13 protein-coding genes, 1 tRNA gene and 2 rRNA genes (1 of these 16 only partly in view) are annotated in these 15,176 nt (G+C 61.8%); all 16 read left to right on the top strand.

Features of this window, described 5'->3' with window-relative positions:
• Window positions 1-468 (top strand): 23S ribosomal RNA (locus C2U37_RS07710); it begins 2,421 nt to the left of the window's first position.
• Window positions 469-589: 121 nt separating this feature from the next.
• Window positions 590-704 (top strand): 5S ribosomal RNA (rrf, locus tag C2U37_RS07715).
• 47 nt (window positions 705-751) lie between these two features.
• A tRNA-Thr gene (locus C2U37_RS07720) sits at window positions 752-827 on the top strand.
• Window positions 828-1,040: 213 nt separating this feature from the next.
• Window positions 1,041-2,306 carry a cytosine deaminase gene (locus tag C2U37_RS07725; protein WP_103858686.1) on the top strand — a complete coding sequence of 422 codons (1,266 nt, stop codon included), beginning with the start codon at window positions 1,041-1,043 and terminating at the stop codon, window positions 2,304-2,306.
• 87 nt (window positions 2,307-2,393) lie between these two features.
• On the top strand, window positions 2,394-2,771 hold the full coding sequence (crcB, locus tag C2U37_RS07730) for a fluoride efflux transporter CrcB (RefSeq protein WP_010672354.1): 378 nt from the start codon (window positions 2,394-2,396) through the stop codon (window positions 2,769-2,771).
• Between the two features lie 65 nt (window positions 2,772-2,836).
• Window positions 2,837-3,589: a bifunctional demethylmenaquinone methyltransferase/2-methoxy-6-polyprenyl-1,4-benzoquinol methylase UbiE gene (gene ubiE / locus C2U37_RS07735; RefSeq protein ID WP_039041078.1), complete on the top strand. Its 753-nt coding sequence runs from the start codon at window positions 2,837-2,839 to the stop codon at window positions 3,587-3,589.
• Window positions 3,590-3,597: 8 nt separating this feature from the next.
• The gene (locus C2U37_RS07740; RefSeq protein ID WP_048209347.1) at window positions 3,598-4,206 is read left to right on the top strand and encodes a ubiquinone biosynthesis accessory factor UbiJ; all 609 of its coding nucleotides are present in this window, start codon (window positions 3,598-3,600) and stop codon (window positions 4,204-4,206) included.
• On the top strand, window positions 4,206-5,846 hold the full coding sequence (gene ubiB, locus C2U37_RS07745) for a ubiquinone biosynthesis regulatory protein kinase UbiB (protein ID WP_103858685.1): 1,641 nt from the start codon (window positions 4,206-4,208) through the stop codon (window positions 5,844-5,846). Before C2U37_RS07740 ends, ubiB begins: the two co-directional genes overlap by 1 nt.
• Before the next feature lie 39 nt (window positions 5,847-5,885).
• Window positions 5,886-6,134: a Sec-independent protein translocase subunit TatA gene (gene tatA / locus C2U37_RS07750; RefSeq protein WP_010672358.1), complete on the top strand. Its 249-nt coding sequence runs from the start codon at window positions 5,886-5,888 to the stop codon at window positions 6,132-6,134.
• Window positions 6,135-6,137: 3 nt separating this feature from the next.
• Complete coding sequence (tatB, locus tag C2U37_RS07755; RefSeq protein WP_069652893.1) at window positions 6,138-6,596, top strand: Sec-independent protein translocase protein TatB; 459 nt, start codon at window positions 6,138-6,140, stop codon at window positions 6,594-6,596.
• Complete coding sequence (gene tatC, locus C2U37_RS07760; protein WP_042017421.1) at window positions 6,593-7,345, top strand: twin-arginine translocase subunit TatC; 753 nt, start codon at window positions 6,593-6,595, stop codon at window positions 7,343-7,345. The genes tatB and tatC overlap by 4 nt, the downstream gene beginning before the upstream one ends.
• A gap of 111 nt (window positions 7,346-7,456) precedes the next feature.
• Window positions 7,457-8,242: a TatD family hydrolase gene (locus tag C2U37_RS07765; RefSeq protein WP_104452076.1), complete on the top strand. Its 786-nt coding sequence runs from the start codon at window positions 7,457-7,459 to the stop codon at window positions 8,240-8,242.
• A 3-nt stretch (window positions 8,243-8,245) separates the two neighbouring features.
• The gene (gene hemB, locus C2U37_RS07770) at window positions 8,246-9,265 is read left to right on the top strand and encodes a porphobilinogen synthase (RefSeq protein WP_039041081.1); all 1,020 of its coding nucleotides are present in this window, start codon (window positions 8,246-8,248) and stop codon (window positions 9,263-9,265) included.
• Window positions 9,266-9,486: 221 nt separating this feature from the next.
• Window positions 9,487-11,529 carry an oligopeptidase A gene (prlC, locus tag C2U37_RS07775; protein WP_042879059.1) on the top strand — a complete coding sequence of 681 codons (2,043 nt, stop codon included), beginning with the start codon at window positions 9,487-9,489 and terminating at the stop codon, window positions 11,527-11,529.
• Window positions 11,530-11,763: 234 nt separating this feature from the next.
• Entirely contained in the window at window positions 11,764-14,331 is a 2,568-nt protein-coding gene (locus tag C2U37_RS07780) for a putative bifunctional diguanylate cyclase/phosphodiesterase (protein WP_039041083.1), read from the top strand.
• Between the two features lie 51 nt (window positions 14,332-14,382).
• Entirely contained in the window at window positions 14,383-15,141 is a 759-nt protein-coding gene (locus C2U37_RS07785) for a class I SAM-dependent methyltransferase (protein WP_233463111.1), read from the top strand.
• The last annotated feature ends 35 nt before the right edge of the window (window positions 15,142-15,176 follow it).

The raw sequence follows: 15,176 nt of genomic DNA on the forward strand, positions 1-15,176 counted from the left end.
GTACTCCGGGGATAACAGGCTGATACCGCCCAAGAGTTCATATCGACGGCGGTGTTTGGCACCTCGATGTCGGCTCATCACATCCTGGGGCTGAAGTCGGTCCCAAGGGTATGGCTGTTCGCCATTTAAAGTGGTACGCGAGCTGGGTTCAGAACGTCGTGAGACAGTTCGGTCCCTATCTGCCGTGGGCGTTGGATGATTGAAGGGAGTTGCTCCTAGTACGAGAGGACCGGAGTGAACGAACCTCTGGTGTTCGGGTTGTCACGCCAGTGGCACTGCCCGGTAGCTAAGTTCGGAATCGATAACCGCTGAAAGCATCTAAGCGGGAAGCGAGCCCTGAGATGAGTCATCCCTGACCCCTTGAGGGTCCTAAAGGGCCGTTGGAGACCACAACGTTGATAGGTGGGGTGTGTAAGCGTAGCGATACGTTGAGCTAACCCATACTAATTACCCGTGAGGCTTAACCATACAACACCCAAGAAGTGTTTCTGGCCTTGTAGCAAGTGCGAGACTACTTACCTAATTCAGTGATAGTGACAAGCCAAGTGCAACATCACTACTCACGTCAGCTTTCTGGATTAAGATTTTGCCTGGCGGCAATAGCGCAGTGGAACCACCTGACCCCATGCCGAACTCAGAAGTGAAACGCTGTAGCGCCGATGGTAGTGTGGCATTCGCCATGCGAGAGTAGGACACTGCCAGGCACCCAATTTTAGATTACGCATTGAGCGTGGTCTTTACCGGTTAGTGTGCTGATATGGCTCAGTCGGTAGAGCGCATCCTTGGTAAGGATGAGGTCCCCAGTTCGATTCTGGGTATCAGCACCATTAAATAAGAAAGCCTCCCAATCGGGAGGCTTTTTTGTGTCTGCCTTTCAGCCATCCATCGCAAATTGCAGTCCTGCAATGTCGCACCTTCTTGTTGCTGAGATATCTTCCCTTTCTATCCCGTATGCTTTCCGGGCGGCGCTTCTCTATTAAAGGGATCCGGGCTAAGTTGTGGATTGGCAAAGACAACTACGCTTTCGAAGGGGAAAGAACATGCTGATTAGGAATGTGCGTCTGGCGGGCAGGGAAGGGATGTGGCAAATCCTCTGTCAGGGAGGCGTGATCCGGGCCATTGAGCCCATGAGCACTCAGCTGCTCTCTGTCCGCGAGCTTGATGGTGAGCAAGGCCTTGTCATCCCCCCCTTTATCGAACCGCACATTCACCTCGATACCACCCAGACGGCTGGCGAGCCGAGTTGGAACTTCTCCGGTACCCTGTTCGAGGGGATCGAGCGTTGGGCCGAGCGCAAGGCGCTGCTGACCCATGAGGATGTGAAACAACGCGCCATCCAGACACTGAAATGGCAGATTGCCAACGGCATCCAGTTCGTGCGGACTCACGTGGATGTTTCCGACCCCAATCTGGTCGCCTTGAAGGCGATGCTGGAGGTGCGGGAGGAGATGAAGGAGTGGGTGGAGCTGCAGATCGTCGCTTTTCCGCAGGAGGGGATCCTCTCCTACCCCAACGGCAAGGCATTGCTGGAAGAGGCTCTCAAGCTGGGGGCCGACGTGATCGGTGCCATCCCCCATTTCGAGTTTACCCGGGAGTACGGGGTCGAAAGTCTGCACTACGTCTTCGATCTTGCGGAGAAGTATCAGGTTCTGGTGGATGTGCATTGCGACGAAATCGATGACGAACAGTCCCGTTTTATCGAGACGCTGGCAACCCTGGCCTACGAGCGCGGTATTGGCCATAGGGTGACCGCCAGCCACACCACCGCCATGCACTCCTACAACGGAGCCTATGCCTCGCGGCTGTTCCGGCTGCTCAGGATGGCGGACATCAACTTCGTGGCCAATCCGCTGGTGAACATTCACCTGCAGGGGCGCTTCGACAGCTATCCCAAGCGTCGTGGGATCACCCGGGTGAAGGAGATGCTGGAGGCGAACATCAACGTCTGCTTCGGCCACGACGACGTGTTCGATCCCTGGTATCCCATGGGCACGGCCAACATGTTGCAGGTGCTGCATATGGGGCTCCATGTCTGCCAGATCATGGGCTACGAGCAGATCAACGACAGCCTCAAGCTGATCGGCAGCCACAGCGCCCGCACCCTGAACGTGCAGGATCGCTACGGCATCGAGGTGGGCAAGCCCGCCAACCTGCTGATCCTTCCTGCAGAGAATGGTTTCGATGCGGTGCGCCGCCAAGTGCCGGTGCGTTATTCCATCCGCCATGGCAGAGTCATCGCCGATACTCGCCCGGCCGAGACGACCCTCCATCTTGTGAATGCAGAATCGGTAGACTTTCGCCGCTAGGGTCTAGCAGGGTCGATTAATTGCCCGGCTGTCCCCTGCTGCCGACATTTTGCATAATGCCAACCTGACAATCTTGGAGACTGCTTGATGCAAACCTGGTTATTTGTCGCTGCCGGAGGCGCCTTCGGTGCCTGCCTGCGTTTTGGCATCGCCGAGCTGATGGCCTGGCTGCTGGGACGCCACTTTCCCTATGGCACCCTGGTGGTCAACGTGGTGGGTTCCTTCATCATGGGGATTGCCTATGCCCTGATCAGCCATGGTCACGTGGTGGAGCACCCGATGAAGCCATTGCTGATGGTGGGTATCCTCGGCGCCTTGACCACCTTCTCCTCCTTTGCCCTCGATACGGTCGTGCTGGCCCAGCAAGGGGCCTATCTGAAGGCGCTGCTCAATATCGGTCTCAATCTGTTCCTCTGTCTGGCCATGGTCGTGCTGGGGATGCAGTTGGTCGCAAGCCGGGTTTGAGGTGTCCGCACGCCATCGGCTCTGGTAAACTGGCGGCCATTCTTTGCTCTATGGGTATTTGAGGGATGTCGGAACAGACTACTACTACGCATTTTGGCTATAAAACCGTGGCAGCGACCGAGAAGGAAACCCTGGTCGCCGGTGTCTTTCATTCGGTAGCGGCCAAGTATGATCTGATGAACGATCTGATGTCGTTCGGCATCCATCGCCTCTGGAAGCGCTTTACCATCGACTGCTCCGGTGTCCGCAAAGGACAGAAGGTGCTGGATCTGGCTGGCGGCACAGGGGATCTGACCGCCAAGTTCTCCCGCATCGTGGGTGAGACCGGCCAGGTGGTCCTGGCGGACATCAACGACTCCATGCTGAAAGTGGGCCGCGACAAACTGCGCAACCTGGGGGTGGCCAACAACGTCTCCTACGTGCAGGCCAACGCCGAGGCGCTCCCCTTCCCGGACAACCACTTCGATGTCATCACCATCGGCTTCGGCCTGCGCAACGTCACCGACAAGGACAAGGCGCTTGCCTCCATGTTCCGGGTGCTCAAGCCGGGTGGCCGCCTGCTGGTGCTGGAGTTCTCCAAGCCGGTGAGCGAAGTGATCGCCAAACTTTATGATCTCTACTCCTTCAAATTGCTGCCAAAAATGGGCGAAATCGTCGCGAACGACAGCGAAAGTTACAAATACCTGGCGGAATCCATCCGCATGCACCCGGATCAGCAGACCCTGGCAGGCATGATGGAGAATGTCGGTTTCGAACAGGTGGAGTTTTACAACCTGACCCAGGGCGTGGTTGCCCTGCACCGCGGTTACAAGTTTTAAGGTCGCCTATGCCGATGGATGCCATGGTCACCGCAGTGATCGAAACCAGCCTCAACCAGTTGCTGTCCCTGGACAAACAGAGCCCGGAGCGGCTGCGCAAGCTGACGGGCAAGGTACTCAAACTGGAGCTGCGCGAGCTCAAGCCGCTCTGGTTTGTCTTCTCGGAGCGCCGTCTGGATGTGCTGGCCAGGTTTGAAGGGGAGGCGGATGCGGTGCTGAGCCTCTCCCTGACCGCCCTCGGTCTGCTCAAGGAGCCTTCCGCCCTGACCCGCTACATCCGCGAGGAGAAGCTGGACCTGAGCGGTGACCCCCAGCTGGTGCAGGCATTCAGCGCCCTGCTTGGCGAGCTCGATATCGACTGGGAAGAGGAGCTGTCCCGCTACACCGGCGATGTGGTGGCCCACACCCTGTGCAGTGGTGCTCGTCAGGCTCGCCGTTTTGTGGGGCGAGAGTTGTGCCGTTCCCAGCGTCAAGTGGCCGAGTATCTGACCGAGGAGGCGAGGCTTGCCCCGGGTCCGCTGGAAGTGGCGAGCTTCAATGACGATGTCGAAGAGCTTGCCCAACAGATGAAGGCGATCGAGTTGCGGCTTGCCCGCCTCGAACAGCAGGTGAGCTGATGACCCCGAAGGAGTTCAAACGCCTCTATCGCATCGTCAGCATCCTGCTGGAACAGGGCATCGACGAGCTGGTGCCCGCCTGTTATCAGCCCTGGCCTGGCCGTCTGGCCCGTCGCAGTCTGTTCTGGCTCAAGAACAAGCAACAAGGCATGAGCCGTGGCGCCCGCATTCGCCTCGCCTTCGAGGCCCTGGGCCCCATCTTCATCAAGTTCGGCCAGATGCTCTCGACCCGGCGCGATCTGCTGCCCCCTGACATTGCCGAAGAGCTGGCCCTGCTGCAGGACAGGGTGCCTCCCTTCTGTGGTCAGGCCGCCCGTCGCCAGATAGAAGAGAGCCTGGGTTGCCCCGTCGAGACCCTGTTCGATGACTTCGACGAGACGCCGCTGGCATCCGCCTCCATCGCCCAGGTGCACACCGCCCGGTTGAAGGAGAACGGCCGCGAGATCGTCATCAAGGTGATCCGTCCCGATATCGAGCCGGTCATCGAGGCCGACCTGCGCCTGATGCGGGCGCTGGCCCGTCTGGTAGCGCGCTTTGTGCCCCAGAGTGCGCGACTGCGCCCCGTCGAGGTGGTGGAGGAGTATCGCAAGACCATACTCGACGAGCTCAACCTGATGCGCGAAGCGGCCAACGCCATCCAGCTGCGCCGCAACTTCACCGGTTCCGAGGCGCTCTATGTGCCCGAGGTGTTCACGGACCATTGCCGTGAGCAGGTGCTGGTGATGGAGCGCATCTACGGCATTCCGGTCTCCGACATTGCCGCGCTGGAAGCCAACGGCACCAACATGAAGCTGCTGGCCGAGCGCGGAGTGGAAGTGTTCTTCACCCAGGTGTTCCGCGACAGCTTCTTCCACGCCGACATGCACCCGGGCAACATCTTCGTCTCTTTCGAACACCCCGAGAATCCGCTCTGGATCGGCATCGACTGCGGCATCGTCGGCACCCTCAACCGGGAAGACAAGCGCTACCTGGCGGAGAACTTCCTCGCCTTCTTCAACCGCGACTACCGCCGGGTGGCCGAGCTGCACGTAGAGTCAGGCTGGGTGCCGCCCGATACCAAGGTGGACGAGTTCGAGTTCGCCATCCGCACCGTGCTGGAGCCCATCTTCGAGAAACCGCTCTCCGAGATCTCCTTCGGCCACGTGCTGCTCAATCTGTTCAACACCGCCCGTCGCTTCAACATGCAGGTGCAGCCGCAGCTGGTGCTGCTGCAAAAGACCCTGCTCTATGTAGAAGGGCTGGGTCGCCAGCTCTATCCCCAGCTGGATTTGTGGCAGACCGCCAAGCCCTATCTGGAGAACTGGATGCATGAGCAGGTCGGCCCCAAGGCGGTGTGGAATGCCATCAAGGAGAAGGCGCCGTTCTGGGCGGAGAAACTGCCGGAGCTGCCGGAGCTGGTCTATGAGACCCTGCGTCAGGCCCGCCATCAGCAGCACCACTTCGACCAGATGTTTGCCGATTTCCGTCGCCACAGTCGCCGTCAGGGGCAGGCCCGCTACCTCTTAGGGGTTGGTGCCAGCCTGCTGCTCGCGGGTGTATTCTTGCTGACCCAAAAACAATACATTGAGTGGGGACAAATCAGCCTCGCCGGCGCCGGGTTATGCTGGCTGCTGGGTTGGTTGCGAACCCGTTCCCATTAAATAACCTGCGCCATCGGGCGCCTATCCGGAGAGAAAGTCATGGGTGGTATCAGTATTTGGCAGTTGTTGATCATCGCAGTCATCGTCGTGCTGTTGTTTGGCACCAAGAAATTGCGCGGTATCGGTGGCGATCTGGGCGCGGCGGTCAAGGGATTCAAGAAGGCGCTCTCCGATGAGCCGGCCGACACCAAACCCGAGCAGAAAGATGCCGAGTTCCCGACCAAGCAGTTGAACGAGACGGCCAGCAACGCCGAAGCCGCCAAGCAGAAAGACAAAGATCAGGCCTAAGCCATGTTCGACATCGGTTTTTGGGAACTGGTCGTCATCGGCGTCGTCGCCCTGGTGGTGCTGGGTCCCGAGCGGTTGCCGGTCGCGATCCGCACCGCCAGCCACTGGATAAGGCTGATCCGCAGCACCGCCAACTCGGTCAAGGCCGAGCTGGAACAGGAGCTCAAGTTGCAGGATCTGCACAACGATCTGAAGAAGGCCGAACGGTTGCAGATGAACAACCTGAGCCCCGAGCTGCAGGAATCCATCGAGCAGTTGAAAGCGGCCGCCCAGTCGGTAAATCGTCCCTATCAGGGGGAGAACGAGATCCGCCCGCCTCGGGAGCCCGCCCGGGCTGAGCCAGCCACTCCGGTGGCGGCCTCGGTGCCCGCGACCCCAGAGGTGCCACCGGTCAACAGTCAGCGAGAGAGCGAGCCTGTGCCCGCCAGCGAGCCCGCAGCCAAGGGGGAGGTGAAGCCATGAGTCAGGCAGAACAACCCCTCATCAGCCATCTGGTGGAGCTGAGAACGCGCCTGCTGCGTTCCATCACCGCCATCCTGCTGGTGTTCATCGCGCTCATCTACTTCTCCAACAACATCTACGACTTCGTGGCCCAGCCGCTGCTCAGCCAGTTGCCGGCAGGCACCAGCATGATAGCGACGGATGTGGCGACACCCTTCATCACGCCCATCAAGCTGACCCTGGTGGTCTCCTTCTTCGTGGCGATCCCCTATCTGCTCTATCAGGCCTGGGCTTTCATCGCACCCGGTCTGTACCAGCACGAACGGCGGCTGATCCTGCCCCTGGTGGCCTCCAGCGCCGTGCTGTTCTATGCGGGGATGGCGTTCGCCTACTACGTGGTGTTCCCCCTGGTGTTCGGCTTCTTCACCAGTACCGCCCCCGCCGGGGTGACGGTGGCGACCGACATCGCCAGCTACCTGGACTTCGTGCTGACCCTGTTCTTCGCGTTCGGGGTGGCGTTCGAGATCCCGGTGGCCACCATACTGCTCTGCTGGACCGGGGTGACCACCCCCAGGAGCCTGAAGGAGAAGCGCCCCTACGTCATCGTCGGGGTCTTCGTGGTCGGTATGTTGCTGACGCCGCCCGATGTCTTCTCCCAGACCCTGCTCGCGATCCCCATGTGGGGCCTGTGGGAGATAGGTCTGTTCTTCGCCCGCTTCTATGTGAAGAAAGAGGACGAAGAGCAGCAACAAACGGAAGAGGGGAGCTGAGGCTCCCTTCCTCTTTTCATGCATCCGTTCGAGGCGTATGGTAAGGCCCCATCGAGTAGATGGTTTTCAAATGCCTGATATGCACCTCGTTTGTCCGGAACCCCTGACTCCATGATCGACATCGGTTTGAACCTGACCAGCAGCCAGTTCGCAGGCGAACAAGCCGACCTGGTGGAACGCGCGCGCGCCGCCGGGGTGGAAGCCCTGATCCTGACCGGCACCGATCTGGCCGGCAGCCGCGAAAGTGCCGCATTGGCCGCCCGCTGGCCCGGTTACTGCTTCTCCACCGCCGGGGTACATCCCCATGATGCCAAAAGCGTCGATGAGGCGACCCTGCCCGCCCTGCGGGAACTGGCGGCCCTGCCCCAGGTGGTGGCTATCGGCGAGTGCGGTCTCGACTACAACCGGGACTTCTCCCCCCGCCCGGTGCAGGATGCGGTGTTTGACGCCCAGCTGGCGCTCGCCGCCGAGCTCGGGATGCCGGTGTTTCTGCACTGCCGCGATGCCCATGACAAATTCGTCGAGATCCTGCGCCCCTGGTTGCCCCGCCTGCCGGGGGCCGTGCTGCACTGCTTCACCGGCTCCGACGCCGAGCTGGACGAGTGCCTGGCGCTGGGGCTGCATATCGGGGTGACCGGCTGGCTCTGTGACGAGCGCCGTGGCCAGCTGCTGCGCGAGCAGGTGGCCCGCATTCCGGCGGGTCGCTTGATGATAGAGACGGACGCCCCCTACCTGGTGCCGCGGGATCTAAAACCCAGACCCAAACGCAGCGAACCCGCTTTTTTGCCGCACATCGCCCAGGTGGTGGCGGCCTGCCGTGGTGAAGCGCCCGAGGCCTTGCTGGCCCATACCCGGGCCACCTCCGCCGCATTCTTCCAACTTCCGCTTTTGGAGTGATTCATGGCCACAACTCTTCCGGGGGCCTTCCCGGGCCGTCGCCTGCGCCGGGTGCGCAAACATGACTTCAGCCGCCGCCTGGTGCGCGAAAACGTACTGACCGTCGACGATCTCATCTATCCCGTGTTCGTGCTGGAGGGGGAGGGTCAGCGAGAGGCCGTTGCCTCCATGCCGGGGGTGGACAGACTCTCCATCGATCTGCTGCTCGAAGAGGCCGCCGAACTGGTGGCCCTGGGTGTGCCGGCGGTGGCCCTGTTCCCGGTGACGCCGCTGGAGAGAAAGAGTCTGATGGCGGAAGAGGCCTACAACCCGGATGCCCTGGCCCAGCGGGCGACCCGTGCCCTCAAGGCGCGCTTCCCGGAGCTCGGGGTCATCACCGATGTGGCGCTCGACCCCTTCACCACCCATGGTCAGGACGGCATCATCGATGACGAAGGCTATGTGCAGAACGACATCACCACCGAGATCCTGGTGAAGCAGGCGCTCTCCCATGCGGCCGCCGGGGCCGACATGGTTGCCCCGTCCGACATGATGGACGGCCGCATCGGTGCCATCCGCGCGGCGCTGGAGGAGAACGGCTTCGTCAACGTGCAGATCATGGCCTACTCCGCCAAGTACGCCTCCCACTACTACGGCCCGTTCCGCGATGCGGTGGGCTCCGCCGCCAACCTCGGCAAGAGCAACAAGGCCACCTACCAGATGGACCCGGCCAACGGCAACGAAGCCCTGCACGAGGTGGCCCTCGACATCGCCGAAGGGGCGGACAGCGTCATGGTCAAGCCGGGCATGCCCTACCTGGACATCATCCGCCGGGTGAAGGATCAGTTCGGCGTGCCGACCTTCGCCTATCAGGTGAGCGGCGAGTACGCCATGCACATGGCGGCGATCCAGAATGGCTGGCTCAAGGAGAAGGAGTGCGTGATGGAATCCCTGCTCTGCTTCAAGCGGGCCGGGGCCGATGGCATCCTCACCTACTTCGCCAAGCGGGTCGCCCAGTGGTTGAAAGAGGACGCCCGACGCTGAGGCGGGGAGTGTCCATGCCCTCACAATGCCGGCCCTCGGGCCGGCATTGTCGTCTCTGGCAGATGAAGTGCTGGTTTTATGAACAAAATGCCTGAAAAAGTGGGCAACAAGCCCGTCTCTTGGCGGCAAAGGCTTGATAAATGGGGTTTCTGCCTACATCTTAGATGGTCCAAGCAGGCTTCTGGACGGCAGGGGCTGCAGAGCATTTAGAGGTACCGCAGATGACTAACCCTTTGCTGACAATGGACTCGCTGCCTCCCTTCAGCCAGATCCAGCCCGATCAGGTGCAACCTGCCGTGACGCAGGCCATCGCCGATTGCAAACAGAAGATTGAGGATGTGCTGGCCCAGAAGGAGCCTCACACCTGGGACAGCCTGATCGCCCCGCTGGAAGAGGTCAACGACCGCCTCTCCCGGATCTGGTCCCCCATCAGCCACCTCAATGCCGTGCAGAACAGCGAGGCGCTGCGAGCGGCTCACGATGCCTGCCTGCCGCTGCTGTCCGAATTCCAGACCTATGTCGGTCAGCATGAAGGGCTCTATCAAGCCTATCTGGCCCTCTCCGAGAGCGATGACTTCCCCCGGCTGGATGATGCCCAGCGCAAGGAGATCCTGAACACCCTGCGCGATTTTCGCCTCTCCGGCATCGGTCTGCCTGCCGAGGCGCAGCAGCGCTACGGCGAGATCCAGGCCCGCCTCTCGGAGCTCGCCTCCCGTTTCAGCAACAACGTGCTGGACGCGACCCAGGGCTGGCACAAGCTGGTGACCGACGAGGCCGAGCTGGCCGGTCTGCCCGCGAGCGCCCAGGCTGCCGCGCGCCAGATGGCCGAACTCAAGGGCAAGGAGGGGTGGCTGTTCACCCTGGACATCCCCTCCTACCTGCCGGTGATGATGTACGCCGACAGCCGCGCCCTGCGTGCCGAGCTGTATGAGGCCTTCACCACCCGCGCCTCCGACCAGGGCCCCAACGCCGGCAAGTGGGACAACTCCGCCATCATGACCGAGTTGCTCACCCTGCGCCGGGAGCTGGCCCGACTGCTGGGCTTTGCCAACTATGCCGAGCTCTCCCTCGCGACCAAGATGGCGGACAAGCCGGAGCAGGTGGTGGACTTCCTCACCGACCTGGCGGCCAAGTCCCTGCCCCAAGGCAAGGCGGAGCTGGAGGAGATCCGCGCCTTTGCCGCCGAGCAGCACGGTCAGGACGAACTGGCGGCCTGGGATCTTGCCTATTACGCAGAAAAGCTCAAACAGCACAAGTTTTCGGTCTCTGATGAGCAGTTACGTCCTTATTTCCCCGCCGGTCGGGTCGTGAAGGGGCTGTTCGAGGTGGTCAAGCGGGTGTTCGGCATGAAGGTGCGCGAGCGTCTCGGCATCGACACCTGGCACCCGGATGTGCGCTTCTACGACATCTTTGACGCCGATGACGAGCTGCGCGGCAGCTTCTACCTGGATCTCTACGCCCGCGAGCACAAGCAGGGCGGCGCCTGGATGGATGTCTGCCTGGGTCGCCGCTACCGTCAGGACGGCTCCCTGCAAAAGCCGGTGGCCTACCTGACCTGCAATTTCAACGGCCCGGTGGACGGCAAGCCGGCCCTGTTCACCCACAACGAAGTGGTCACCCTGTTCCACGAGTTCGGCCACGGCATTCACCACATGCTGACCCGCATCGATGTGGCCGGCGTGGCCGGCATCAACGGCGTGGCCTGGGATGCGGTGGAGCTGCCGAGCCAGTTCCTCGAGAACTGGTGCTGGGAATCCGAGGCGCTGGCCTTCATCTCCGGCCATTACGAGACCGGGGAGCCGCTGCCCGCCGATCTGCTGGAGAAGATGCTGACCGCCCGCAACTTCCAGGCGGCGATGCAGATGCTGCGCCAGCTGGAGTTCGCCCTGTTCGACTTCCGTCTGCACCAGACCTTTGACCCGGCCAGAGCGGATCAGATCCCTGCGCTGCTGGCTGAGGTGCGCAGCCAGGTCGCCGTGATGACGCCTCCGGCGTTCAACCGCTTCCAGCACAGCTTCTCCCACATCTTCGCGGGCGGCTACGCGGCGGGCTACTACAGCTACAAGTGGGCCGAGGTACTCTCTGCCGACGCCTTCTCCCGCTTCGAGGAGGAGGGGATCTTCAACCCGGCCACGGGCCACTCCTTCCTGAAGAACATTCTGGAAAAGGGCGGCTCCAGGGAGCCGATGGAGCTGTTCCGTGCCTTCCGTGGCCGGGAGCCCCAGGTGGATGCGCTGCTGCGTCACAGTGGTATCGCCGCGTGAGGTCCCGCCGCAACAGTGAGCCTCGATTGGATGAGCTGCCGCGCCACTGCGGGAGCTTCAAGCAGGTACACATTTGCGGCATAGTGGGATCGAAACGTGATTTTTGATAGAAAAAGGGACCTTTTGGTCCCTTTTCCCAAGCCTTTTTAATATCTTGCGGAGTGCATGTTTGCACTGTCCCCGCCTCTTCAGTAGAGTCGGGTTCTACCTTCCAGGGAGAGAAAGAACCTTGCCATGAGGCGAGCACTCGAGTCTGTCTATCAAATCATCTCCAGCCTGTCTCATTCGAGTGGTCAGGGATATTTTGATGCCTTTGTGAGTGAAATCGCCAACGCGGTGGGGGCTGACTTCGTCCTGGTGTCCGGCAAGGATCAGGCGGGTCTGTTCTTTACCGTGCATGCCGCCTATCCCGCCTCCCTCGACATCAACGCCTACAGCTTCCCCCTCGCCGACACTCCGGGGGAGATCGCCATGCAACAGGGTGAAGCTTGGTTCAGTGATCGCACCCGCCAGCTGTTCCCCCACGCCGCCGTGCTGGAGCGCTGCGAGGTGAGAGCCTATGCCGGCGTCGCGCTCAAGAACGCCGAGGGAGAGACCATCGGCCTGTGCAGCGTCATGTTCAAGCGGGCCATGCCGAGAATGGAGAAGATAGTGGGCCTGCTGCGTCTGCTGGCCCCGCTCGCCGGTCGTGAACTGGCGCTGATGTATCAGCAGCGCCAGAGCCAGGAGCAGCCGGCGCAACCGGAACATCACCACTTCCTGGACACCATGATGTCCCATGCGCCCGTGGGCATCGGCAAGGTGGATCTGGGCGGCAAGATCCTCTGGGCGAACCCGGCCATCGAGAAGATGCTCGGCTACAGCCAGGAGGAGCTGCAACAGCTCACCGTCGCCGAAATCAACCATCCGGACGACTGGCAGACCAGCATTGCGCTCTACGACGCCCTCAAGCGGGGAGAGCGTCCCGCGTTTACCCAGGAGAAGCGTTATCTCCACCGGGATGGGACCGTCCTGTGGGGACGGGTGACGGTGACCCTGATCCGCAACGAGCAGATGCACCCCGACTATCTCATGGTGGTGCTGGAGAACATCGATCCCATCAGGCGCCATGCGGAGCAGCTCAAGCTCTCCCACCGGGTCTATGACAACCTCTCCGAAGCCATTCTGGTGTGCGATGCCGACAGTCGCATCATCTCGGTCAATCCGGCCTTCGAGAAGATCACCGGTTACAGCGAGGAGGAAGCGTGTGGCCAGCGGCCCAGCATGCTCAAGTCCGGACTGCACGATCAGACCTTCTACGCGGACATGTACCACGCCCTGGAGCGGGTGGGGATCTGGCGTGGGGAGGTGTGGAACAAGCGCAAGAACGGCAAGCTCTATCCCCAGCAGCTGATGATCAGCGCCGTGCGGGAAGGGGGCAAGATCAGTCAGTACATCGCCATCTTCAGCGATCTTTCCCAGACCAAGCTGGCGGAGCAGAAGATCGCCGCCCAGGCCAACTACGACAACCTCACCGGCCTGCCCAACCGCTGGCTGTTCGGTCGCTGTCTGGCCCGCTTCTGCGAACGGGGGGAGCGCTTCGCCCTCATGGTGCTCGACCTCAACAACTTCAAGGCGGTCAACAACAGCATGGATCACCATGTGGGCGACGCCCTGCTGCGGGAGGTATCGGATCGGCTGGTGAGCCGGGTGCGCACCGAGGATCTGGTGGCCCGCATCGGCGGCGACGAGTTTGCCTTCCTGGTGCCCGGCATCGTCAACCGCCGTCAGGCCGAGGTGTTTGCCAAGCAGGTGATCGGCGGCTTTGCCCGCCCCTTCATGCTGGCCAACCAGCACCTCTATGTGACCGCCACCCTGGGGATCACCCTCTGTCCCAATGACGGCGGCGACAGCGACGAGCTCTTGCGCAATGCCGAGCAGGCCCTGTTCGTCGCCAAGCGCCAGGGACGTCCCCTCGGCACCTACAACGCCTCCATGCGGGAAGAGGTGAGCCAGCGCCACCAGATGCAGCACGATCTGGCGGAGGCCATCAAGCTGGGCCAGCTGACCATGGCCTACCAGCCCATCTGGGACAACCGCAGCGGCCGGGTCGCCAAGCTGGAGGCCCTGGTGCGCTGGTATCACCCCCACTGGGGTCAGGTCTCACCGGCGGATTTCATCCCGCTGGCGGAAGAGGCGGGGCTCATCCAGGGGCTGGGTGCCCTGGTGCTGTGGCAGTCTTGCCGGGATCTGGCCAGATTGCAGCAGTCCGGCTTCCCGGATCTGCAGATGTCCATCAACCGCTCCACCCTGGAGTTCCAGACCATAGACCCGGAGGCCAACGAGTGGCTCAGGGTGATCCGCCACTTCGAGCTGGATCCGGCGGACATCATCATCGAGATCACCGAATCCCTGCTGATGGAGACCAGCGATCAGCACAGGGTGCGGATCGATGCCCTGCGCGAGGCGGGCTGCAAGCTGGCCATCGACGACTTCGGCACCGGCTACTCGGCACTGAACTACCTGCGTACCTTCCCGGTGGATCTGGTGAAGATCGATCGCTCCTTCGTGCGCCATATTCCCTTCAACGAGCAGGACCGCCTGCTGCTCGACGGCATCATCAACATCGTGCACAACCTCGGCATGCAGGTGGTGATCGAAGGGGTGGAGACCCGGGAGCAGCTCAACTTCCTCTGCCAGAAGGGGTGCGCCTTCACCCAGGGGTATCTGCTCAGCCGCCCGCTGCCCTTCGACGATCTGACCGAATACCTGAGTCTCAACCGTCAGGGAATGAACCTGGCGAATCTGACCACGGTGAGCTGACCCCCCGCTTCTGCTATCATGCCGGCTTCTGCGCCGTGATGAGTCCATGTTATGCCCCATATTCAGGTTTTCAGTGAAGTGCCCGCCCGCGATGGCGAGCTCGACGCCCTGCGCCAGCGCCTTGCCGACGTGGCGTTTCCCGCTCCCTTCGCCCTGGTGCTGACCGCATCGCGGTTGGAGCTGCGCAAACTGGACGAACCCAAGCTGGGGGCCGTTTATGTGGACTTCGTGGAAGGGGCGGTGGCCCATAGGCGCAAGTTCGGTGGCGGGCGCGGCCAGTCCATCGCCAAGGCGGTGGGATTGAAGTCGGGAGCCATGCCGACCGTGGTGGATGCCACCGCCGGGCTCGGGCGCGATGCCTTCGTGCTCGCCTCCCTCGGCTGCAAGGTGACCCTGATCGAACGCAGCCCCGTGGTGGCGGCCCTGCTCCAGGACGGTCTGACCCGGGCGGGGCAGGATCCCGAGATAGGCCCCTGGGTGCGCGAGCGGATGCAACTGCTGCAAGGCCCGGCGGTGGAGACCCTGCTGGCGCTGACCGAGCGGCCGGAGGTCATCTACCTGGATCCCATGTTCCCCCACAAGCAGAAGTCGGCGCTGGTGAAAAAAGAGATGCGGGTGTTCCAGTCCCTGGTGGGAGCGGATCTCGACGCGGATGCCCTGCTGCCGGCGGCGCTCAGGATGGCTGACAAGCGGGTGGTGGTGAAGCGGCCCGACTATGCGGGCTGGCTCAACGAGCACAAGCCCAGCATGGCCATCGAGACCAAGAGCAACCGCTTCGACGTCTATGTGATGGCGGCGCTGGCAAGTTGAGTGGCGACTGGCAGGGAGTCTGAGCGTCAAACGAA

Origin of the sequence: Aeromonas sp. ASNIH1, from assembly GCF_002934285.1 — a bacterium.
GTDB lineage: Bacteria > Pseudomonadota > Gammaproteobacteria > Enterobacterales > Aeromonadaceae > Aeromonas > Aeromonas caviae.

Excerpts from the sequence above, each read along its gene's own strand:
- C2U37_RS07725 (WP_103858686.1), top strand. The coding sequence starts at position 1,041 with ATGCTGATTAGGAATGTGCGTCTGGCGGGCAGGGAAGGGATGTGGCAA.
- crcB (WP_010672354.1), top strand. The coding sequence starts at position 2,394 with ATGCAAACCTGGTTATTTGTCGCTGCCGGAGGCGCCTTCGGTGCCTGC.
- ubiE (WP_039041078.1), top strand. The coding sequence starts at position 2,837 with ATGTCGGAACAGACTACTACTACGCATTTTGGCTATAAAACCGTGGCA.
- C2U37_RS07740 (WP_048209347.1), top strand. The coding sequence starts at position 3,598 with ATGCCGATGGATGCCATGGTCACCGCAGTGATCGAAACCAGCCTCAAC.
- ubiB (WP_103858685.1), top strand. The coding sequence starts at position 4,206 with ATGACCCCGAAGGAGTTCAAACGCCTCTATCGCATCGTCAGCATCCTG.
- tatA (WP_010672358.1), top strand. The coding sequence starts at position 5,886 with ATGGGTGGTATCAGTATTTGGCAGTTGTTGATCATCGCAGTCATCGTC.
- tatB (WP_069652893.1), top strand. The coding sequence starts at position 6,138 with ATGTTCGACATCGGTTTTTGGGAACTGGTCGTCATCGGCGTCGTCGCC.
- tatC (WP_042017421.1), top strand. The coding sequence starts at position 6,593 with ATGAGTCAGGCAGAACAACCCCTCATCAGCCATCTGGTGGAGCTGAGA.
- C2U37_RS07765 (WP_104452076.1), top strand. The coding sequence starts at position 7,457 with ATGATCGACATCGGTTTGAACCTGACCAGCAGCCAGTTCGCAGGCGAA.
- hemB (WP_039041081.1), top strand. The coding sequence starts at position 8,246 with ATGGCCACAACTCTTCCGGGGGCCTTCCCGGGCCGTCGCCTGCGCCGG.
- prlC (WP_042879059.1), top strand. The coding sequence starts at position 9,487 with ATGACTAACCCTTTGCTGACAATGGACTCGCTGCCTCCCTTCAGCCAG.
- C2U37_RS07780 (WP_039041083.1), top strand. The coding sequence starts at position 11,764 with ATGAGGCGAGCACTCGAGTCTGTCTATCAAATCATCTCCAGCCTGTCT.
- C2U37_RS07785 (WP_233463111.1), top strand. The coding sequence starts at position 14,383 with ATGCCCCATATTCAGGTTTTCAGTGAAGTGCCCGCCCGCGATGGCGAG.